14 protein-coding genes are annotated in these 20,457 nt (G+C 69.5%); 8 read left to right on the forward strand and 6 right to left on the reverse strand.

Going from position 1 to position 20,457, the window contains the following annotated elements:
• Positions 1-34: 34 nt before the first annotated feature.
• From HOW07_RS17745 to HOW07_RS17775, 7 genes are all read left to right on the forward strand, one after another.
• Positions 35-625, forward strand: a complete 591-nt coding sequence (locus tag HOW07_RS17745) for a TetR/AcrR family transcriptional regulator (protein ID WP_175118138.1) — start codon at positions 35-37, stop codon at positions 623-625.
• Between the two features lie 196 nt (positions 626-821).
• The gene (locus tag HOW07_RS17750) at positions 822-1,580 is read left to right on the forward strand and encodes a DeoR/GlpR family DNA-binding transcription regulator (protein ID WP_071260429.1); all 759 of its coding nucleotides are present in this window, start codon (positions 822-824) and stop codon (positions 1,578-1,580) included.
• A 177-nt stretch (positions 1,581-1,757) separates the two neighbouring features.
• On the forward strand, positions 1,758-3,797 hold the full coding sequence (locus tag HOW07_RS17755) for a bifunctional aldolase/short-chain dehydrogenase (protein WP_175118046.1): 2,040 nt from the start codon (positions 1,758-1,760) through the stop codon (positions 3,795-3,797).
• The gene (locus HOW07_RS17760; protein ID WP_175118048.1) at positions 3,794-5,257 is read left to right on the forward strand and encodes a rhamnulokinase family protein; all 1,464 of its coding nucleotides are present in this window, start codon (positions 3,794-3,796) and stop codon (positions 5,255-5,257) included. The genes HOW07_RS17755 and HOW07_RS17760 overlap by 4 nt, the downstream gene beginning before the upstream one ends.
• Positions 5,258-5,266: 9 nt before the next feature.
• Positions 5,267-6,199, forward strand: a complete 933-nt coding sequence (locus HOW07_RS17765; RefSeq protein ID WP_175118050.1) for a 2-hydroxyacid dehydrogenase — start codon at positions 5,267-5,269, stop codon at positions 6,197-6,199.
• A 121-nt stretch (positions 6,200-6,320) separates the two neighbouring features.
• The gene (locus HOW07_RS17770; RefSeq protein ID WP_175118052.1) at positions 6,321-7,181 is read left to right on the forward strand and encodes a FadR/GntR family transcriptional regulator; all 861 of its coding nucleotides are present in this window, start codon (positions 6,321-6,323) and stop codon (positions 7,179-7,181) included.
• The gene (locus HOW07_RS17775) at positions 7,150-8,490 is read left to right on the forward strand and encodes an alpha-hydroxy acid oxidase (protein WP_175118054.1); all 1,341 of its coding nucleotides are present in this window, start codon (positions 7,150-7,152) and stop codon (positions 8,488-8,490) included. The genes HOW07_RS17770 and HOW07_RS17775 overlap by 32 nt, the downstream gene beginning before the upstream one ends.
• Before the next feature lie 234 nt (positions 8,491-8,724).
• Here HOW07_RS17775 and HOW07_RS17780 read toward each other — a convergent pair whose 3' ends face one another.
• From HOW07_RS17780 to HOW07_RS17790, 3 genes are all read right to left on the reverse strand, one after another.
• Positions 8,725-14,940 carry an SdrD B-like domain-containing protein gene (locus tag HOW07_RS17780; protein WP_175118056.1) on the reverse strand — a complete coding sequence of 2,072 codons (6,216 nt, stop codon included), beginning with the start codon at positions 14,938-14,940 and terminating at the stop codon, positions 8,725-8,727.
• 67 nt (positions 14,941-15,007) lie between these two features.
• Positions 15,008-15,382 (reverse strand): DUF3060 domain-containing protein, encoded by a 375-nt coding sequence (locus tag HOW07_RS17785; protein ID WP_175118058.1) that lies wholly within the window; start codon positions 15,380-15,382, stop codon positions 15,008-15,010.
• Between the two features lie 182 nt (positions 15,383-15,564).
• Complete coding sequence (locus HOW07_RS17790; protein ID WP_175118060.1) at positions 15,565-17,286, reverse strand: YncE family protein; 1,722 nt, start codon at positions 17,284-17,286, stop codon at positions 15,565-15,567.
• A gap of 328 nt (positions 17,287-17,614) precedes the next feature.
• Between HOW07_RS17790 and HOW07_RS17795 the strand changes: the two genes are divergently transcribed.
• Entirely contained in the window at positions 17,615-18,283 is a 669-nt protein-coding gene (locus HOW07_RS17795) for an NAD(P)-binding oxidoreductase (RefSeq protein ID WP_158596618.1), read from the forward strand.
• 31 nt (positions 18,284-18,314) lie between these two features.
• On the opposite strand, the gene HOW07_RS17800 is transcribed toward HOW07_RS17795, so the two are convergent.
• From HOW07_RS17800 to ddaH, 3 genes are all read right to left on the reverse strand, one after another.
• On the reverse strand, positions 18,315-19,073 hold the full coding sequence (locus tag HOW07_RS17800) for a polyprenol monophosphomannose synthase (protein ID WP_121292152.1): 759 nt from the start codon (positions 19,071-19,073) through the stop codon (positions 18,315-18,317).
• A 114-nt stretch (positions 19,074-19,187) separates the two neighbouring features.
• The gene (locus HOW07_RS17805; protein ID WP_064294883.1) at positions 19,188-19,421 is read right to left on the reverse strand and encodes a hypothetical protein; all 234 of its coding nucleotides are present in this window, start codon (positions 19,419-19,421) and stop codon (positions 19,188-19,190) included.
• 131 nt (positions 19,422-19,552) lie between these two features.
• Positions 19,553-20,434, reverse strand: coding sequence for a dimethylargininase (ddaH, locus tag HOW07_RS17810; RefSeq protein ID WP_371743710.1), 882 nt, complete (start codon positions 20,432-20,434; stop codon positions 19,553-19,555).
• Positions 20,435-20,457: the final 23 nt, after the last annotated feature.

The following is a 20,457-nucleotide window of genomic DNA, read 5'->3' on the forward strand; positions in this document are numbered from 1 at the left end:
CAAGTACACTGATGGAATGACCAGCGAACAGACGATGACCATCGCGTCGCCGAGCCCGGCGGGCGCACCCGCGGCACCGGCCTCCGTGCGCGACATCATCGTCGACGCCGCCGACCGCCTGTACTACGCGAAGGGCATCCAGTCCGTCGGCATGGACGAGCTGCGCTCGGCGGCAGGCGTATCGCTGAAGCGCCTGTACTCGGAGTTCCCGAGCAAGGAGGACATCGTCCTCGCGGTCATGGAGCACCGGCACGCGATCTGGACCACCGGCGTCAGCGCCCTCGTGGACGACGCCGAAACGCCCCGAGACCGCCTCCTCGCGATCTACGACTATCTGGCCGGCTGGTTCAGTGACGACTCGTTCCGCGGCTGCGGATTCATCAACACCTTCGGGGAGCTCGGGGGCGTCTCGCCGGCGGTCGCCACCATCACCCGCGAACACAAGGCGTCCTTCCAGGACTACGTCGCCGACCTCGTCGCCGACGCCGGCGCGCCGGCATCACTCGCACCCCAGCTCGCGATCCTCGCCGAGGGCGCCCAGACCACCGCCGCCATCACGGGTTCCCCCGAGGCTGCGCTGCACGCTCGTCGCGCCGCCGAGACGCTCATCGACGCCGCCTCCTGAGGCACCTCGGCGTCCGTGACGCACGCTGGTCCGCAACTCAGGACGCTTGCGGCGCGGCGCGGCGCCACGCCGCGTCACGCGACCAACGCGCCGAAGGCCTCCTGAGTTCTGAACCAGACCGAGACCTCCCCCGCTGTGACATCCTGTTCACACGGACACGAACGGACACGTCCGACACCGAAGGACAGGGGGCGGCATGGCCACGACCGGCACGCTCGGCGCCGAGGAACGGCGGACCCGGCTCACCGCGATCCTCGAACGCGACGGCAGCATCCGCCTCGACGACGCGGCTGCGGAGCTCGACGTGTCCTCGATGACCGTGCGACGCGACCTCGCCGACCTGGAGCAGCTCGGCCTGGTGCGGCGCGTCCGCGGCGGGGCGATACCGACCCTGCGCCCGAGGACCTTCACCGAGCGGTCCGCGACGGGCGTCCGCGAGAAGGGTGCCATCGTCGAGAAGCTCCGGTCACTCATCCCGACGGACGGCGCGATCGCGATCGACGCCTCCAGCACGGCCGGCGGCATCAGTCGACTGCTCGGCGAGTCGACGCTCACGGTGGCGACCAACTCCTACCCGAACTTCCTCCTCGCCGGCGCGAACCGCGAGATCACGGCCATCCTCGTCGGCGGCCAGGCCGAGCCGCGCACCGACAGCTTCATCGGCCCCATCGCCTGCCAGGCGGCGTCGTCGGTGCTCTACCGGCGCTTCTTCCTGTCGGCCGCCGCGATCGACTCGACCGTCGGCAGTTCGGAGGTCACCCTCGAGGAGGCGCAGGTCAAGCAGGCGTTCGCCCGTGCCTCGGACGAGACGATCCTCGTCGCCGCGTCCTCGAAGCTGGGACAGCGCGCGATGGCGGTCGGCTTCGCCCTGGCGGACGTCGACCTCCTCGTCACGGAACTCGACCCCACCGACCCTGCACTCGACGCCTACCGCGACGCCGTCGAACTCCTCTGAGGACCCGCCCCGCACGTCCCGTTCTCAGGAGTCACCCCGCGCGTCGCTCCGCGACGATCGCGACGCGCCACAGCCCTCCTGAGATCGGGACATCCGCCATTGCGAGATCTGTCACTTCGTGTGACACTTAACACGATCGAACACTGGGCACGGACGTGCCCCGACGAAGGAGTGCGAATGTCCGTGAACCCAACCGCTGCCGAGCTCATCGCCCGCAGCAACCGCCTCGGGAGCGACCCGAAGAACACCAACTACGCCGGCGGCAACACCTCGGCCAAGGGCACCGAGATCGACCCCGTCACGGGCGAGCCGGTCGAGCTCCTCTGGGTCAAGGGATCGGGCGGCGACCTCGGCACGCTCAAGCCCGAGGGTCTCGCGGTCCTCCGCCTCGACCGCATGCGCGCCCTGCAGGACGTCTACCCCGGCCTCGACCGCGAAGACGAGATGGTCGCCGCCTTCGACTACACCCTGCACGGCAAGGGTGGCGCGGCCCCGTCGATCGACACCGCCATGCACGGCCTCGTCGACGCGGCCCACGTCGACCACCTGCACCCCGACTCCGGCATCGCCATCGCGACCGCCGCCGATGGCCCCGAACTCACCGCGAAGATCTTCGGCGACAAGGTCGTGTGGGTCCCATGGCGTCGCCCCGGCTTCCAGCTCGGCCTCGACATCGCCGCCATCAAGGCCGACAACCCGCAGGCGGTCGGCACCATCCTCGGCGGGCACGGCATCACCGCCTGGGGCGACACCTCCGAGGAGGCCGAAGCCAACTCGCTGTGGATCATCGACACCGCGGCAGCGTACATCGAGGCGAACTCCCGCCCCGAGCCGTTCGGCCCGGCGCTCGACGGCTACGCGGCCCTCCCCGAGGCCGAGCGTCGTGCGAAGGCGGCGGCCCTCGCACCCACCATCCGCGGGCTCGCCTCCGCCGACCGCCCCGTCGTCGGCCACTTCACCGACAGCCCCGAGGTCCTCGACTTCCTGGCCTCGGCTGAGCACCCACGCCTCACCGCGCTGGGCACGAGCTGCCCCGACCACTTCCTCCGCACCAAGGTGAAGCCACTCACGGTCGACCTGCCCGCCACGGCGACCGTCGAGGAGGTCATCGAGCGTCTCGGCACGCTGCACGAGGCGTACCGCGAGGACTACCAGGCCTACTACGACCGCCACGCCACGGCCGACAGCCCGGCGATCCGCGGTGCCGACCCGCTCATCGTCCTCGTCCCGGGCGTCGGCATGTTCAGCTTCGGCAAGGACAAGCAGACCGCCCGCGTCGCCGGCGAGTTCTACGTCAACGCCATCAACGTCATGCGCGGCGCCGAGGGACTCTCGACCTACGCGCCGATCGACGAGGCCGAGAAGTTCGCGATCGAGTACTGGGCGCTCGAGGAGGCGAAGCTGCAGCGGATGCCGAAACCGAAGCCGCTCGCGACCCGCATCGCGCTCGTCACCGGTGCCGCATCCGGCATCGGCAAGGCCATCGCGACGCGTCTCGTCGCGGAGGGTGCGGTCGTCGCGATCGCCGACCTCTCACTGGAGAAGGCGCAGGCCGCGGCAGCTGAGCTCGGCACCACGGACGTCGCGATCGGCATCGCCGCCGACGTCTCGAACGAGGCCGCCGTCCAGGCCGCGATCGACGAGACGGTCCTGGCCTTCGGCGGGCTCGACCTCGTCGTCAACAACGCCGGTCTGTCGCTGTCGAAGTCGCTCCTCGAAACCACCGAGGCGGACTGGGACCTCCAGCACAACGTCATGGCGAAGGGCTCGTTCCTCGTCTCGAAGGCCGCCGCACGCGTGCTCATCGACCAGAAGCTCGGCGGCGACATTGTCTACATCTCGTCGAAGAACTCCGTGTTCGCCGGCCCGAACAACATCGCCTACTCCGCGACGAAGGCCGACCAGGCTCACCAGGTCCGCCTCCTCGCCGCAGAGCTCGGCGAGTACGGTGTGAAGGTGAACGGCATCAACCCCGACGGCGTCGTCCGCGGCTCCGGCATCTTCGCCTCGGGCTGGGGTGCGAACCGCGCGAAGACGTACGGCATCGACGAGCAGGACCTCGGCAAGTTCTACGCGCAGCGCACCATCCTCAAGCGCGAGGTCGTCCCCGAGAACGTCGCGAACGCGGTCTTCGCGATCTGCACGAGCGACTTCAGCCACACGACCGGACTGCACATCCCCGTCGACGCGGGCGTGGCCGCGGCCTTCCTGCGATGAGCGCGGCAGACCGGAGCGGCACCGTCGCGGCGGTCGACCTCGGGGCCACGAGCGGGCGGGTCATGCTCGGCCACGTCGGCCCCGGCGAGCTGCGCCTCGTACCGGTCGCGCGGTTCCCGAACACGCCCGTCCGCACGCCGGACGGCCTGCACTGGAACATCCTCGAGCTGTACCGCTCGATCATCGCGGGGCTGTCGGGCGCAGCGAAGCAGGAGCCGCACCTGGCGAGCATCGGCATCGACTCATGGGCGGTCGACTACGGCCTCCTCCGGCATGGGCGCCTCCTCGGCGCACCGTTCCACTACCGCGACGAACGGACGGCTGCAGGTGTCGAGGCGGTCCACGGAACGGTCCCGTTCGCCGACCTCTACCGCGTGAACGGCCTGCAGTTCCTGCCGTTCAACACCGTCTACCAACTCGCGACCGAGCGCGACGCCGGCATGCTCGACGTCGCCGACACCGCGCTTCTGGTGCCCGACCTCATCGCGCACTGGCTGACGGGTGCCCGTGTCGCCGAGGCCACCAACGCGTCCACCACCGGCCTCGTCCGCGCCGGCGAACCGACCGCCTGGGACACCGAGCTCCTCGGCCGGCTCCACATCCCGGCGACGATCCTCCCGCCCATCGTCCAGCCGGGCGATCGCATCGGGACGCTCCTCGAAGCGGTCGCCGCCGAGGTCGGCCTGGCCTCCTCCACCCCCGTCACCGCCATCGGCTCGCACGACACGGCGTCAGCGGTCGTCGCCGTCCCGATGACGACCCCGGATGCCGCCTACATCTCCTGCGGCACCTGGGGACTCGTCGGGGTCGAGCTCGAACGCCCGGTCCTCACCGAGGCGAGTCGAGCGGCGAACTTCACGAACGAGGGCGGCGTCGACGGACGCACCCGCTTCCTGCACAACGTGATGGGACTCTGGCTCCTGAGCGAGTCGGTGCGCACCTGGGAGCGCGGGGGCGAGACGATCGACCTCCCCGGGCTCATCGCCCAGGCCGCCGCGGTCGACGCACCCGTCTCGGTGTTCGATGCGAACGACCCCCGGTTCCTCGCCCCCGGTGACCTGCCGGCGCGCATCGCCGGGTTCCTCACCGAGCACGGGCGGGCGGTCCCGCAGTCCCGTGCCGAGTTCGTCCGGTGCATCATCGAGAGCCTGGCGCAGGCGTTCGCGGACGCCGTCCACACGGCCTCCGAGCTGTCCGGGGTCCAGGTGCGCGCGATCCACGTCGTCGGCGGCGGATCCCAGAACACGCTCCTCTGCCAGCTGACGGCCGACCGTGCGGGGATCCCCGTCATCGCCGGCCCCGTCGAGGCGACGGCACTGGGGAACGTCCTCGTCCAGGCGAGGGCGGTGGGGATCATCGACGGCGACCTCGAGTCCCTGCGCGCCCTCGTCGCCCGTTCCTTCGAGCCGACCCGCTACGAGCCGCGCAAGCCTGCCGGCTCCACGACCGTCAGCCGGTAGCGTCGCAGCATGACCGCTTCTCCACTCATCGTCAGCCTGCCCTCCGACCTGCGCGAGGAGGTGCTGTCGCAGGGACCCCTCCCCGAGGGCGTCGAGTTCGTCGAATGGGATCTGCGCACCGAACCGCCGGTCGAGCACATCGACCTCGTCGTGCCCGTGTACCTCGGCTCGAACAAACCGCTCGCGAACGTCGGCGCGGTGACGCCGAAGCTCGTCCAGGTGCAGTCGATCGGTTACGACGGCCTTGCGGACCTCCTCCCGGAGGGCATCACCCTCGCGAACGCTGCGACCGTCCACGAGGCCTCGACGGCGGAGCTCACGGTCGGGCTCATCCTCGCCTCGCAGCGCGGCATCCCCGACTTCGTGCGAGCCGAGCGGACGGGCGAATGGCTGCAGAGCCAGCGCCCGAGCCTCGCCGACCGCCGCGTGCTCCTCATCGGGTACGGCGGGGTCGGCGCGGCCATCGAGGAGCGCCTGCTTCCGTTCGAGGTGGAGGTCACCCGGGTGGCGTCGAGCGCGCGGGAGGACGAGCGGGGGCCGATCCACGGCATCGACGAACTGCCCGAACTCCTGCCGCACGCGGAGATCGTCATCGTCGTCGTCCCGCTGACCGACAGCACCCGCGGCTTGATCGGAGACGACTTCCTGGCGGCACTGCCCGACGACGCCCTGGTCGTGAACGTCGCCCGCGGCCCCGTCGCCGACACCGACGCCCTGGTGGAGCACGCGACGAGCGGTCGCATCCGACTGGCGCTCGACGTGACCGACCCCGAACCACTGGCCGCCGACCACCCGCTGTGGTCCCTGCCGAACGCGCTCGTCTCCCCACACATCGGGGGTGCGACGAGCGCCATGCTGCCGCGGATGGCGCGTCTCCTGCGTCGGCAGATCGAACATCTGTTGGCCGACGAGGAGCCGGAGAACATCGTCCTCCGCACCTGAGACGGGCGTCGATATCCGCCGAAACCCCCTCGCAGAGAAATCTGCGCGAAGGGCTCGCGTTGAATCGGTTCAAGAGGTAGGGTTTGTGGTCTGACCACACCGCAGTGTCGAAGGAGGATCGATGAACGCACCAGCGACGGCCGCGCCGGCCGCGGCCCCGGCGACGCAGCCCGCCACCCCAGCGGCGGAGCCCCGGGCCTGGGAGGTCGTGCTCGCCCGCATCGAGTCGGACCTCCTCAGCGGTGTCCTCACCCCCGGTGACCGCCTGCCCGGCGAACGACAGCTCGCGATCGACCTCGGCGTCGGTCGGTCCAGCGTCCGCGAGGCGATCCGGGTCCTCGAGGTCCTGGGACTCATCCGCACCCACACGGGATCCGGCCCCACCGCCGGCGCGATCATCGTCGCCACGCCGTCCGGCGGCATGGCCACCCTCATGCGGCTCCAGGTGGCCGCGCAAGGCTTCGCCGTCCAGGACGTGGTCGACACCCGGCTCGTGATCGAGACCGCGGTCGTCCACAGTCTCGCGTCGCGCGCCGGAACGACCGTCCCCGATCTCACACACCCCGAGGCTCTGCTCGACGCGATGGACCAGTCGACGCTCACGGAGGCCGAGTTCCTCGCCCTCGACGCGCAGTTCCATCTGTCGCTCGCCGAGGCGGAGGGCAACCAGGTCCTCGTCGCCACGATGTCCGGCCTCCGCGACTCGATCGAGCGCTACGTCCTGGCCGGTGTCCCGCAACTGGCGTCGTGGTCAGCCACCGCCGACCGCCTGCGCGCCGAGCACCGGGGCATCGTGGAGGCGATCCGCCACGCCGACGCCGAGCTGGCCCGCCAGTCCGTCCGCTCCCACATCACCAACTACTACCAGGCTCGCGAACTGTCAGAAGACGACAGTCCGCACCCCTCGACACCCACCTCAAGCGACAGTTCGCGGAAAGAAGAGACAGACCATGGTTCAACGCCGCATCCCCAAGCCCCATGACCTCCTGCCGCTCATGCAGTTCAAGAAGCCGGAGTTCAACGCTCGCCGGCGACGCCTGGCGGCCGCCACCACCATCAGCGACCTCCGGGCGATCGCGAAGAAGGTCACACCGACGGCGCCCTTCGATTACACCGACGGCGCCGCCGAGGGCGAGATCTCGCTGGCTCGGGCACGGCAGGCGTTCCAGGACATCGAGTTCCACCCGGCCGTCCTGAAGAACGTCGCGAACGTCGACACCGGCTGGGACGTCCTCGGCGAGCGTGTCGCGTTCCCCTTCGGCATCGCGCCGACCGGCTTCACCCGCATGATGCAGACCGAGGGCGAACGGGCGGGAGCCTCCGCCGCCGCGGCCGCGGGCATCCCCTTCACCCTGTCGACCATGGGCACGACCTCGATCGAGGACGTCAAGGCGGCGGCACCCGGTGGGCGCAACTGGTTCCAGCTGTACATGTGGAGCGAGCGCGAACGGTCGATGGCGCTCGTCGATCGCGCGGCCGCGGCGGGCTACGACACCCTCGTCGTGACGGTCGACACCCCGGTCGGCGGCGCCCGCCTGCGCGACGTCCGCAACGGCATGACGATCCCGCCGTCGCTCACCCCGAAGACCATCGTCGACGCGCTCCCCCGCCCGGCATGGTGGATCAACTTCCTCACCACGGAGCCACTGGCCTTCGCGAGCCTCGACCGCTGGTCGGGAACCGTCGCGGCGCTCATCGACACGATGTTCGACCCGACCGTCGGCCCGGACGAGGTCAAGTACATCCGCGAGCAGTGGAAGGGCAAGCTCATCGTCAAGGGCGTCCAGTCGGTCGCCGATGCGAAGCTCGCCGTCGACCTCGGTGCGGACGCCGTCCAGCTCTCCAACCACGGCGGCCGCCAGCTCGACCGCGCGCCGATCCCGTTCCACCTCCTGCCGAGCGTCGTGCGCGAGGTGGGCAAGGACGCAGAGGTGCACCTCGACACCGGCATCATGAACGGCGCCGACATCGTGGCCTCCGTCGCGCTCGGTGCGCGCTTCACCTTCATCGGCCGCGCCTACCTGTACGGGCTCATGGCCGGTGGACGCGAGGGCGTCGATCGTGCGATCCAGATCCTCTCGGGTGAGATCGTGCGCACGATGAAGCTGCTGGGTGTCGCGTCGCTCGACGAGCTGCAGCCTCACCACGTGACGCAGCTGTCGCGGTTCACGACCCTGCAGCCGCTGCCCGAGCAGTCGACACTGAGTGCCGGACGCTCCACAACAGCGAAGCCCGCGACGTCGCCCGCCCGCAAGGCTCCGGCGCGGAAGCCCGCAGCCGCGAAGGCGTAACCGCCTCCTCACTCGACCGGCCCCGGTCACCGCCCGCGTCGAAGGATCCTTGTCGACACGCTTGGTGATCGGGGCCTTGGACGTCCTCGCAGGCGCACAGTTCCGTCCCGCGCTCTCGCCAGACGGCACGCCGCACGACGCGAGCGCGGGGCCGCCTCACGCTTCCGCATGAGACGACCCCGCCGCCGGCCTGGGCCGATCAGTCCTGCCCGAACCCCGGGCAGGACCGTGTCGTCATTCCGTCAGATCCGAACCGACCTCCTCACGCTGACGGCGGCGCACGATGAGGCCGAAGCCCAGGGCGATCCCGAGCAGCGCGAGTGCCGCTGCGCCTCCGAGGAAGGCGCCCTCGGCTCCGGTCTTCGCGAGCGGACCGTCCGTCGATCCGGACGAGACGACGGGTGCCGGCGTGTTCGGTTCGGGCGTCTCCGGTACGACGATTCCGACGTACCAGGACTCGGTGGAGGAGGATACCAGCGAGCGAGGCTGCACGCCGTCGTCGAACGATCCAGACCCGTCTTCCGCGGTCGCCGTGACGACCCGGTGGTGTGCGCCGAGCTCGGCGCGCTCCTCGAGATCGACGCTGACCGACGCACCTGGTGCCAGCGCACCGTCGACGGACAAGGCCAACCGGGGCTCCATGCCGTCGTCGAGGACGACGTCCGTGAGTGTCCGCGGACCGGTGTTCGTCACGATGTACGTCCACGTGATGCCGTCAGCAGCCAGGATCTCCGGCCCGGGAGCCTCCTCGACGATTTCGCCGTTCAGCAGCACCTCGACGCTGATCTCACCGGCGGTCGGCAGCTGCACTTCGGCCAGGTCGTCGTCGGAGACCCGCGATCCATCGGCAGCATGTGCTCCCGACGCCGACACCTCGCGCGAGACGATGCCCGCGTCGATGTCCGACTGCGTGATCGTGGTCTCGAACGTGGTCACTTCGATCGAGCCGGGGGCCAGGGACTCCCAGGTCCCGATCGTCTGCTCGTCGTCGTGGACCTCGACGTTCCGCAGCGTCGGCAGCCCGGCGTTCTCGACGGCGACGGTCCAGTCCACCGTGGCACCGACCGCGACCTCGTCGCGGACGCTGCCCACGATCGACACCGTCACCGCAGCACCCGTGGCCAGATCGATCGTCACCGAGTCGCGATCCTCGACGGTCTCACCGGCGAGGTCGACGCCGGACGCGACCGCATCCGTGGTCAAGGACCCTCGATCGATGTCAGCCTGCGTCAGCGTGTACTCCACCGTCGCGACCGCGGACTCGCCGAGCTGCAAGGTCCCAGGCTCGCCCGGCCACACCACGTCCGGTTCACCCATGCCCGCGAAGCGGTCGCGGACCTGGACCTCCGTCAGCGCCGTGCCGGCGCTCGTGTTCATCGCGGTGAGCTCGAACTCGATCACCGAGCCGACGACCAGGTCGCCGTCAGGCAGGATCGCTCGCTCGTTCAAGGTGATCACGGAGTCGATCACACCCTGATACCAGCTGACGTCCTCAGCACGCACCGGACCCACCGGCCGATCGCCCGCCTCAACACCGGAGACCACGGCACGAACGAGCTGCTCAGCGAACACCGCATCGGATGACACCGTGATGTCCGTGCTCTCGCCAGGGGCCAGCGTCTCGATGACCGCCAGCTCCGACCCGAACGAATCCGAGACGGACAGGTCGGCAAGGGTGCGGATACCGGTGTTCGTGACCACGTACGTCCACTCGATCGACTCACCGACCGTCACCTCAGGACCAGGAGCCGAAACGACATCCTCTCCGTTCAACAGCACCTCGATCGACACCGCACCGGCCACGTCGAGCGGTACCTCCGCAGTGTCCTCATCGGTCACCGGAGCGCCATCGGCGGCATGCTGACCAGAAGCCGACACCACCTGGGAGACGACACCTGCGTCGATGTCGTTCTGGGTCATCGTGGTCTCGAACGTGCTCATCTCGATCGAGCCGGGGGCCAGGGACTCCCAGGTCCCGATCGTCTGCTCGTCGTTGTAGACCTCGACGTTCCGCAGCGTCGGCAGCCCGGCGTTCTCGACGGCGACGGTCCAGTCCACCGTGGCACCGACCGCGACCTCGTCGCGGACGCTGCCCACGATCGACACCGTCACCGCAGCACCCGTGGCCAGATCGATCGTCACCGAGTCGCGATCCTCGACGGTCTCACCGGCGAGGTCGACGCCGGACGCGACCGCATCCGTGGTCAAGGACCCTCGATCGATGTCGGCCTGCGTCAGCGTGTACTCCACCGTCGCGACTGCGGACTCGCCGAGCTGCAAGGTCGCGGGCTCGCCCGGCCACACCACGTCCGGTTCACCCATGCCCGCGAAGCGGTCGCGGACCTGGACCTCCGTCAATGCGGTGCCGGCGCTCGTGTTCGTCGCGGTGAGCTCGAACTCGATCACCGAGCCGACGACCAGGTCGCCGTCAGGCAGGATCGCTCGCTCGTCGACCGTGATCGAGGAGTCGATCACACCCTCGTACCAGCTGACGTCCTCAGCACGCACCGGACCCATCGGCCGATCGCCCGCCTCGACACCAACGACCTCCGCGGTGACCGTCTGCTCAGCGAACACCGCGTCGGAATCGACCGTGATCTCGCGGCTCTCGCCCGGGGCGAGCGTCTCGATGACTGCCAGCTCCGACCCGAACGAATCCGAAACGGACAGGTCGGCAAGCGTCCGGATACCGGTGTTCGTGACCACGTACGTCCACTCGATCGACTCACCGACCGTCACCTCAGGACCAGGAGCCGAAACGACATCCTCTCCGTTCAACAGCACCTCGATCGACACCACACCGGCCACGTCGAGCGGCACCTCCGCAGTGTCCTCATCGGTCACCGACGAACCGTCCGCAGCGTGGAACCCTTCCACCTCCACCGATCGGGATACCAGGCCGGCATCGATGTCGGACTGGGTCAGGGAAGTCTCGAACGTGGTGATCTCGATCGCCGCGGGCGCGAGGGTGTCCCAGCTGCCGATCGACTGTTCGCCATCGCGAACCTCGACATCACGCAGCGTCGGCAAGCCGGCGTTCTCGACGGTGACGGTCCAGTCCACCGCGGCACCGGCCGCGACCTCGTCGCGCACGCTGCCCACGATCGACACCTTCACCGCAGCCCCCGTGACGAGATCGACGGTGATGCTGTCGTCATCGCTGACAGCGCTTCCCAGCGCGTCGGTCCCGGCGACCGTCGCATCGTTGGTCAGGTGACCACGGTCGATGTCGGACTGCGTCACGGTGTAGCTCGCCGTCGCCTGCACGGTCGCCCCGGCAGCCAGCACACCGGATTCGGCGGGCCAGTCGAAGGTGAGGTCGCTCAGGCCCCGGAGGTCGTCGTCCAACTGGACGTCGCTGAGGGTCCCTTGCCCGCTGTTCGTGGCGACGAAGGTGTAGTCGATGACCGAGCCGACCTTGAGATCACCCTCGGGCAACGTCGCGCGCTTGTCGAGCACGATGCTCGAGTCGACGGTCTGGTACCCGAACACGAGGTCGTCGCGACCACCTCCCATCGGGACCGTGAACGGACCGGCGACATCGTCTCGGCGATCCTGCCAACCGGCGGTCTGCAGGTGTGACGCCGGGAGCGTCGTGCCGTCGACGACCACCTCGTACTCCTGGCTGGAGACGAGCCCGTCGATCGAGAACGTCCCGTCCGATGCGGTCGAGCTCTGCTCGATCGCATCGCCGCCGGCCGGACGGAGGTCGAGCCTCACGTCGGCCAGGCCGGGCTCGTCGGCCTGCTGCACGCCGTCGCCGTTCCGGTCGTCGAAGACGACACCGCCGACCGTGGAGCCGACGACCTCGGACGTCTGGTTCGGCGTCCGGAGACGGACCGAGTTCGATCCGAAGAAGGCGTCGGCGCTGTTCTGGTAGACGTCTCCCGCCTCCTGCCCCTCCACCGAGAGGTCGAGACGGAGGCCACCCGCGGCCGTGGAGTCGAACCCGACGTAGACGACACGCACAGCGGTGACGGAGGAGAGATCGGCGTCCTCGGCGAGATCGACCCACTCGACCTCGTCGCCGGGTGCATCGCCGATGAGGCGAGGATCGGCGGTCGTGATCTGCACGGTCGCCGGCTCGACGCCCAACAGGCGAAGGCTCTTGAGCGTGGCGGTCCCCGAGAAGCTGGAGCCGCGGGCGTCGCCGTTGTACGGCAGGACGTCGAGGAACACGACGTTGCCCTCGTAGTTGCTCCGGGTGAAGTTGTACCAATAGGTCGTGAAGTCGATCGACGTGTCGTCGGACTCGATCTGCGGCTTCCCCGCGGCGCCGCTCAGCGACAGGGTGTCCACTTGCACGACGTTGACACGCGAGGACGCCTGGAGCGCCGTGTCGCCGATGCCGGAGAGGGTGCTCAAGGTGGACAGGGTGCCGTTGGTCCCGCTGGTCCAACCGTTCGGCTTGACCGGCCGCTGGACCGACACCGTCGTACCGATGCGAACGGGCTTGAGCGACGTGGACGACGCACCGAGCACGACCGGGGCCGTGCTCTCGAGCGTGACGTAGGCGGGAGCGCGGTCGTCGCGGGTGCCGGGGAGGCCATCGGGGCCGAGGTCGGCCTCGCGCACGTCGACGACTCGCCACGCCGGGTCGAGACGCGACACGTCGAAGGCCGTCACCGCGGAGTCGAGTCGCACCTCGGTGCGGACCACGTCGAAGGTGATGGGCGCAGCGTCGAGGCGTGCGCCGGCCGGTCGAACCAGACCGGTCTGCGCGATCTGGTCGACGGAGTTGCCGCCGACGACCGACGCCGAACCCGCTGCCAGCGAGTGGTTCGTGGTGAACAGCTCGACGCAGGTGCTCGTCCGCTGTCCGCGGGCACCGGTCTCGTCCGCCGTCCAGGTGTGGTTGATCGTGATGCAGGATCCGACCGGCGCACGCGCCTCCAACGGGACACGGACGGACAGCTTGAAGTCGGCAACACGCCCGATCACGTCCTTCTGCCAACTCTCTCCGAGGTACTGCACGCGCACCCCGGTGATCGCCGTGGGGCCTCCGGCCTCCTGCGGCGTGTCGAACCAGGCGTTGCTCTCGGGGTCCTGCTGATCGGTTCCGTTCGTGTACTGGACGAGGAACCGGTCGGCCGGCTGCTGCTGGAGGGTGCTGTCGCGGACGACACCGAAGGCCACGGCCGGGGTGTCGAGGACGAACTGAGCCTCCTCGGGATTCCAGAACTGGTGGGTGACCAGGTTCGTCAGCCCCTGGCTGCGGGTCTGGCCGGACTCCGCTCGGGTCGGCGGGGTGACCGTCCCCTCGGAGAAGAGCTCGGCGTCCGGCGACACCAGACTGTTGCTCACGCTCGTCCAGCGGGACGCGTTGAGCGGCGGATAGCTCGGCGTTCCGGAGATGTAGCGTGCTGCGGAGATGCCCGCCGTCGGCGGAGCGAGGACCCAGCCGCCCTCTTCGTCGTCCTTCAGGTTCTGCGTCAAACGCGCTGAGGACTGACCACCGATCGCACCGACGATGGTCGAGCCACCGTTGGTGGTCCAATCGGGACCCGTCAGGGTGTAGGGGATCACGATGGCATCGGCCGCCTTCTCAGGGACGTCGTCCTTCGGGTACCAGAGGGTCGGCCGGATGGCCAGGCGGGTGGGAGCCACGTCGCTGATCGGGAGGGAGGTGATCCGTAGGGTGATCTCCTTGCCGTCGACGGAGACGATTTCCGCAAGGTCGCTCTCGAGTTCGACGCCACCGGCGGTGGGACCGTCGTACGTCAGGGTGACGTCGATCGGGAGGTCGATCTCCATGGGCCGCCGCTGTCCGGCTTCGAGCAACGAGGTCAGCTGTACGCCGATGGACAGCGGAATCGCGTCCTCCAGACCGTTCCCGAAGTCGTACTGGCCGAGCGCGTTGGACTGGCCACCGACCGGCGTGAGGTCCGACCGGTACTCACCCACGGTCGTGAGCGTCCCGCCGGACGCCTCTCGAGCGCCCGTGCCGTCCTCGTAGACGACCGTCGCGTCGTACACCGTGCCGGGGGCCGTCGTGAATCCGTTCATCGTCGCGGTGAGACCGTCGACCGTCACGAGCGACCCCGAGGGGATCGACATCGTCGCACGGAGCGTGCGCCCACCGTCCTCGAGCACGTAGCGGGAGGTGAACGTCGGAGAGTCGTTGTTCAACTTGATGAGGGACGATTCGTCCCAGACCCACCCCTCGGGCAGGGTCTGCGAGGCGACACCGTCGGTGAGTCCGTCGCTTCCGAGCGACCAGGCGAACATCGCCGAGGAGCCGGTCGCGATGAGTCCGTTGTCGGCAGCCGGGTCGAGCGTGCCGACGATGCCGTCGTCCGTGATCGAGAGCTTGAACTCGGTGAACGATCCGACGGCTTGGAGGTCGGTGGTCGCCGCAGCCGGCGCCGAGAGCACACCACCGAGCGCGGTCGTGATGGCCAGGGTGCCGGCCATGAGTTGCAGGCGCGAACGCCAGCGAGGGGGTTTCATGCTGTTTCCTTCGAGAGAACGATTGCGGCCGGGCGGCCGCACGGGGACGGGATGTCGGGGAGGGTGGTCACTGAGCCGGCGCCAGGGTGTTTCCGGGGAAGGCGTCCTCGGTGAGCTCGGCGCCGTCGAGCCAGGTGAGGTCGTTGCCGGATCCGACGACGTCGACACGTTCGACGAAGTCGATGCTGATCGTGTTGTCGTCGCCGTCGACCGTGAGCGAGGTCGCCGAGTCCGCATGCAGCGTGACGGCGTCGGCTCGCACCGTCACGGCACCGCAGTCGCCGATGAGGCGCACGTTCGCGCCGTCCGAGCCGATGGTGACATCACGGCCGGTGCACTGGGTGACGGCAGGTTCGGCCACGCTGGCGATCGGTGCGGACGTACAGGCGACGAGGGTGCCGGCGAGCGCAAGGGTCACGGCGGCGAGGACGGCTGGTTTCATGGGGGAGATCTCCGGTCGGTTTCCGAATGTCTGATTCTACACGTGAAATACTAGCCGACGAATGAGTGATATACAAGCGGTCCCAAGAGCGCAAGCCGACACAACGACGGAACGCGCGACCCCTCAGGGCCGCGCGTTCCGTCGGATGCGCTGCGTGCGCGTCGGTGCCTGGGGCTCCGCCCCTACCCCACCCTCCTCCGCGCGCACGCGATCGCGATCGCAATCGCGGAGGACCCGAGCCCGGCGAGGATCAGGATCGCCGCCAGTGCGAACGGCGCGGAGTCGGCCCCCGTCCGGACCAGCGACCCTTCCTCGGACGACCGATCGATCGGGGTCGGAGGCGGAACGACCACCCTCGCAGCGGTGATCGTCCAGGTGAACGTCGTGGAAGCGACCAGTTCGCCTGCGGTCGCCGAGACGGTCACGGCGAAGACACCGACGGTGGTCGGGATCCCCTGCAGCACGCCCGTCGACGGGTCCAGACCGATGCCGCCGGGCAATCCCACCGCCGAGTAGGTGACGGCCGAGCCGTCCGACGTCGTCGCGTTCGCGGCGACGGAGACCGCATCCCCCGACCGGTCGCTCCGATCGGCCAAGGGATCCAGTGCGATCGTCGGTGCCGGTGGATCCACCGTCAGGGTCGCTGCCGCAGTCGGCGTCGACCCGACCGAGTTCGTGAAGACCGCACGGTATCGCTGGCCCGACTGATCGACCGTCGCCGCCTCGATCGTCAGCGACGGTGCGGTCTCACCGGCGAGATCACTCCAGGTCGCGCCCCCGTCGGTACTGACCTGCCAGACCACGGTGGTCGCCTCGACGCTCGAGGCCTGGGCCTCGAAGGTCGCATCACCGCCGGCAGCCACGCGCTGATCGACCGGATCGGAGACGATGGACGGTGCCGTGGCGATGGGATCGATCACCGTCAGGTTGTTGCTCCGGATGCTCGTCACGAAGGTCCGATGGCGGGTCGGGTCGGTCGCGATCTGGAACGCGCCGATCGCGGGCACGTCCTGGACACGGGCGCCGGTGGCCGCATCGACCACCACGACCGCTCCGCCGTGCGACTGCGGGGACGTGAGGAAGGCCGACTCGAGCGCACGGTCGGCGGAGGTGAAGTAGGTGTTCGTGACGTCGATGGACCCGGACACCGCCCCGGTCGAGGTGTCGTGGACGGTCGCCGTCGGGCCGAGCTGCGCCGTGACGAAGGCGCTCGTCTCGTCCGAGGAGAGGAGGAGGCTCTGCGGCACGCGGTTCGTCGACCAGCTCGTCCGCAGCGTCCCGTCCGCGGTGTCGAACACGAGCACCTGGTCGTTGTTCGGCGCGACGGCGTACGCGGTGGTTCCTGCGGCGTCGACGGTGACCTCCTGCATCCCGGTCACAGCCGACCAGGTGGTGACCGGGACCGGAGCCGCCGGATCCGAAGCGTCGAGCACCGAGAGGTAGGCCGAGGCGGAGTTCACCACGTAGATCTGCTTCGTCGAGAGGTTCAGGCTGACGCCCGTCGGCGCGTTTCCGACGGGCACGCTGGCCACGACCGACGCGGACACGGGATCGATGACCGCGAGGGACCCCTGCAGCAGGTTGCCGGTGTATTGCGACACGTAGACGTAGCCACTCGCCGGGTCGACCGCGATCTGTGATGGCAGGTTCGGGACGGCGACCGTCGTCACCCGCTCCAGCGTGTCGGCGTCGTAGACCCAGACGACGTTCGACGTCCGGCCCGACACGTAGACGAGCCCACGGTTCGGATCGACGGCGACCCCGTACGGTCGAGCGTCGAGTGTCAGGACGCGGCTCGCCTGATACTCCGGCGCGGCCGCCGACGCCGCTTGCGGCAGGCCGACCGACATGGTCATCGCCGCAACCGCGATCACCGCGGCGACGACCTTCCGAATCACGGGCATACGCCACCCCATCGCTCGAGCCACTCCCCCCACCGAGATCGTCGAGGAGTCCGGACCGCACCGACCGATCGCCTGAGCGAGGATCAGTTCTGCGGCGACTTCGCGACAGTTGTTGGTGAGGATAGCGGTCACGGGACCGCACCGACAACCGGTCGCGGAAATCGGCCAGCGCCGGTCGCTCGGGCCGGACTCGCGCGCTCACACCATCACACCGCCCTCCCCGGGTTGTCCCCGATGCCCTCCGTCGCTCCGTCGGGGACGATGGATCCGTCCGGACGGTCGCAGCACCTGCGCCGTCGGGCCGGTGTTCGACGATCGGGAGGCGACGGTGGCACACCTCCTCGTGATCGGTGGGAGCGGCCGCACCGGGCGGCTCATCATCGGCGAGGCACTTCGCCGCGGCCACTCGGTCACCGCGCTCGTCCGCGACCCCGCCGCCGTCGTCCCCGGCGACCGCCTGACGGTCGTCCAGGGGTCTCCACTGCGGAGTGAGGACGTCGAGGAGGCCATGCGTGGCGCGCAGGCCGTCATCATCGCCCTCAGCAACATCGGCTCGTCCGACTGGCCGTGGGCGCGCCAGGTCAGCCCTCCCGACCTCATCTCGAACGCCGTGCGAGTCGTCACGGACGCGATGCGCTCGCGTGGGTTGCGGCGAGTCGTCCTCCTCTCCGCGCTCGGCGCCGGCGAGTCGGTCCGGAGCGTCCCAGCAGGCTTGCGGTGGGCGACGCACTTCCTCCGACTCGGCACCGTCTACGCCGATCACGAGCAGGCGGACGCGTTCCTCCGCCGCTCGGAACTCGACTGGACCATCGTGCACCCGACCGTGCTCTCCCCCAGTGACGCCCGACGCCCGGTCGTGTCCTCACCACCGGGGAGCTGGCCGAGCTCGCTCCGCATCCCTCGCTGCGACGTCGCCGCATACCTCGTGGATGCGGTCGACGACGAGGACCTCATCGGTTCTACCCCGGTCATCTCGTCAGGGCCGCGCCGCAGCTGACGACGCGCCCGCCGACGGGCGCCATCGCGACTCAGGAACCGGCGGCCGCCCGTGACGCTGCGGGACGACGCCCGATGATGCGGTCCGTCAGTTCGCAGACGCCCCACCAGGTGACGCGGAGCATGGCTTCGACGACGATGCCGCTCGTCATCTTGGACGCCCCGAGCGTCCGCTCGGTGAAGGTGATCGGCACTTCGACGATCCGCAGACCGGCGCGGTTCGCGTGCCAGAGCATGTCGACCTGGAAGCCGTAGCCGTGGCTGTGGACCTCGTCGAGCTGCAGCCGCCGCAATGCGTCAGCACTGAACACACGGTAGCCGCCGGTCACGTCCCGCGCGGGCAGCCGGAGCGCGAACCGGGCGTAGGCACTGCCGACCCGCGAGATGGCCTCGCGATGCTTGGGCCAGTTGACGACGGTGCCGCCCGGGACCCAGCGCGACCCGAGGACGACGTCCGCCTCCGCGGTGGCCGCGAGGAGCGCCGGCAACTGCTCGGGGGCATGGGATCCGTCGGCGTCCATCTCGACCACGTTGCCGAATCCGCGCCCGAGCGCCCAGGCGAAGCCGGCTTTGTAGGCGGCGCCGAGCCCTTCCTTGCCGGTGCGGTGCAGCACGTGCACCGCGTCGTCCTCGGCGGCGAGACGGTCGGCGATCGCTCCGGTGCCGTCGGGTGAGTTGTCGTCGACCACGAGCACCTCGACGGATGGTGCAGCGGCACGGACGCGCGCGATGATCCTCTCCAGGTTCTCGCGTTCGTTGTAGGTGGGGATGATGACCACCGTGGAATCCATGTGCCGTCCTCGTGTCTGCTCAGCCAGCGTAGCGCGCTGAACAGGACCGTATCGGCGGCCTCCGACCGGACGGCCGGACGCTCAGGAAACGGTCGGCGAACGTCCGGCCGGGGATCAGTTATTGCTGGCGAAATGCGCCGGGATGAAGATCGCGAGCGCGATCATGAGGATGCCACCCATGAACCAGACGGCCTGCAGGACGTCCGTGCGGAACGCCTCGCCGAACGCCCACATGCCGCCGGCGAACAGGGCGAAGGCGATCACGACCCAGAACCCTGTCGCATCACTCAGGGTGCCGGAGCGTCCTGCGTCGGCGCGTTCGTGGTCACGTCGTTCTCCGGCGTCCATGGGTGCCCTTCCTCGGGTTCAAGCGGTCAGTGCAGGTATACGCCGCGCCACCGGCACCCGCAACCCCTCGACATCGACCCCGGCCCCTGAGACCGCACAGCCCCGGTCCGGTCCCTCAGCTTGTCGAAGGGCTAGCCGCGCAGCTCCAGCGTGCAGCACTTCACGCCGCCGCCGCCGAGGAGCAGCTCGGACAGGTCGACGCCGATCGGTGTGTAGCCGCGCTCGCGCAGTTGACGCTCGAACCCGACGGCCCGGGCGGCGATGACGACCTCACGACCGTTCGAGATCGAGTTGAGGCCCAGGACGGCTGCATCCTCGGTGCTCACGTGGATCGCGTCGGGGTAGCGCTGCTCGAGGATGCGGTTGCTCGCCTCGTCGAACGCGGTCGGCAGGTAGGCGATGTTCGCGGGCGAGCCGTCGGCGGGAGCCACCGGGTCGAGCACGGCGATCGCGGTGTCGAGGTGGTAGAAGCTCGGGTTCACGAGGTTGAGGGTCACAACCTCGCGGTCGAAGATGCGCCGCACCTCGTCGTGGCTGCGGGGATCGGTGCGGAAGCCGGTCCCGGCGAGGATCGTGTCGCCGACGAGCATGATGTCGCCCTCGCCCTCGTTCACGAACTCGGGGCGCTCGACGCGGAAGCCGTTCGCCTCGAACCAGTCCATGTAGGCCGGCCCCTCGGGGATGCGCTCCTGGTAGGTGAACTTCGCCCCGTAGGCGGTGCCGTCGAGCGTGAAGCCGCCGTTCGCCGCGAACACCATGTCCGGCAGGCCGTCGAGCGGGTCGATGAGGTCGATCCGGTGGCCGAGATCGAGGTAGGCCTGGTGCAGCTGCTCCCACTGCGACACCGCGAGCGAGGTGTCGGTCGGGTCGTCCGGGTTCATCCAGGGGTTGATCCGGTAGCTGACCGTGAAGCGGTCCGGCCGGCACATGAGGTACCGGCGACGGTTCGCGGCGCGGGTACCGGTCGTGGCGTCCTGCGTGGTGGGGGTGGGGTGGTTGAGCGTCGACGACACGTCGGCCTCCAAACGAGCGAGGG

Source organism: Plantibacter sp. MCCC 1A11337, assembly GCF_013349365.1.
Classification (GTDB): domain Bacteria; phylum Actinomycetota; class Actinomycetes; order Actinomycetales; family Microbacteriaceae; genus Plantibacter; species Plantibacter flavus_A.

Coding starts and splice junctions, on each gene's coding strand:
- HOW07_RS17755 (WP_175118046.1), top strand. CDS start 1,758: ATGTCCGTGAACCCAACCGCTGCCGAGCTCATCGCCCGCAGCAACCGC.
- HOW07_RS17805 (WP_064294883.1), bottom strand. CDS start 19,421: ATGGACGCCGGAGAACGACGTGACCACGAACGCGCCGACGCAGGACGC.
- HOW07_RS17770 (WP_175118052.1), top strand. CDS start 6,321: ATGAACGCACCAGCGACGGCCGCGCCGGCCGCGGCCCCGGCGACGCAG.
- HOW07_RS17745 (WP_175118138.1), top strand. CDS start 35: ATGACCATCGCGTCGCCGAGCCCGGCGGGCGCACCCGCGGCACCGGCC.
- HOW07_RS17775 (WP_175118054.1), top strand. CDS start 7,150: ATGGTTCAACGCCGCATCCCCAAGCCCCATGACCTCCTGCCGCTCATG.
- HOW07_RS17790 (WP_175118060.1), bottom strand. CDS start 17,286: ATGCCCGTGATTCGGAAGGTCGTCGCCGCGGTGATCGCGGTTGCGGCG.
- HOW07_RS17785 (WP_175118058.1), bottom strand. CDS start 15,382: ATGAAACCAGCCGTCCTCGCCGCCGTGACCCTTGCGCTCGCCGGCACC.
- HOW07_RS17750 (WP_071260429.1), top strand. CDS start 822: ATGGCCACGACCGGCACGCTCGGCGCCGAGGAACGGCGGACCCGGCTC.
- HOW07_RS17800 (WP_121292152.1), bottom strand. CDS start 19,073: ATGGATTCCACGGTGGTCATCATCCCCACCTACAACGAACGCGAGAAC.
- HOW07_RS17765 (WP_175118050.1), top strand. CDS start 5,267: ATGACCGCTTCTCCACTCATCGTCAGCCTGCCCTCCGACCTGCGCGAG.
- HOW07_RS17760 (WP_175118048.1), top strand. CDS start 3,794: ATGAGCGCGGCAGACCGGAGCGGCACCGTCGCGGCGGTCGACCTCGGG.
- HOW07_RS17780 (WP_175118056.1), bottom strand. CDS start 14,940: ATGAAACCCCCTCGCTGGCGTTCGCGCCTGCAACTCATGGCCGGCACC.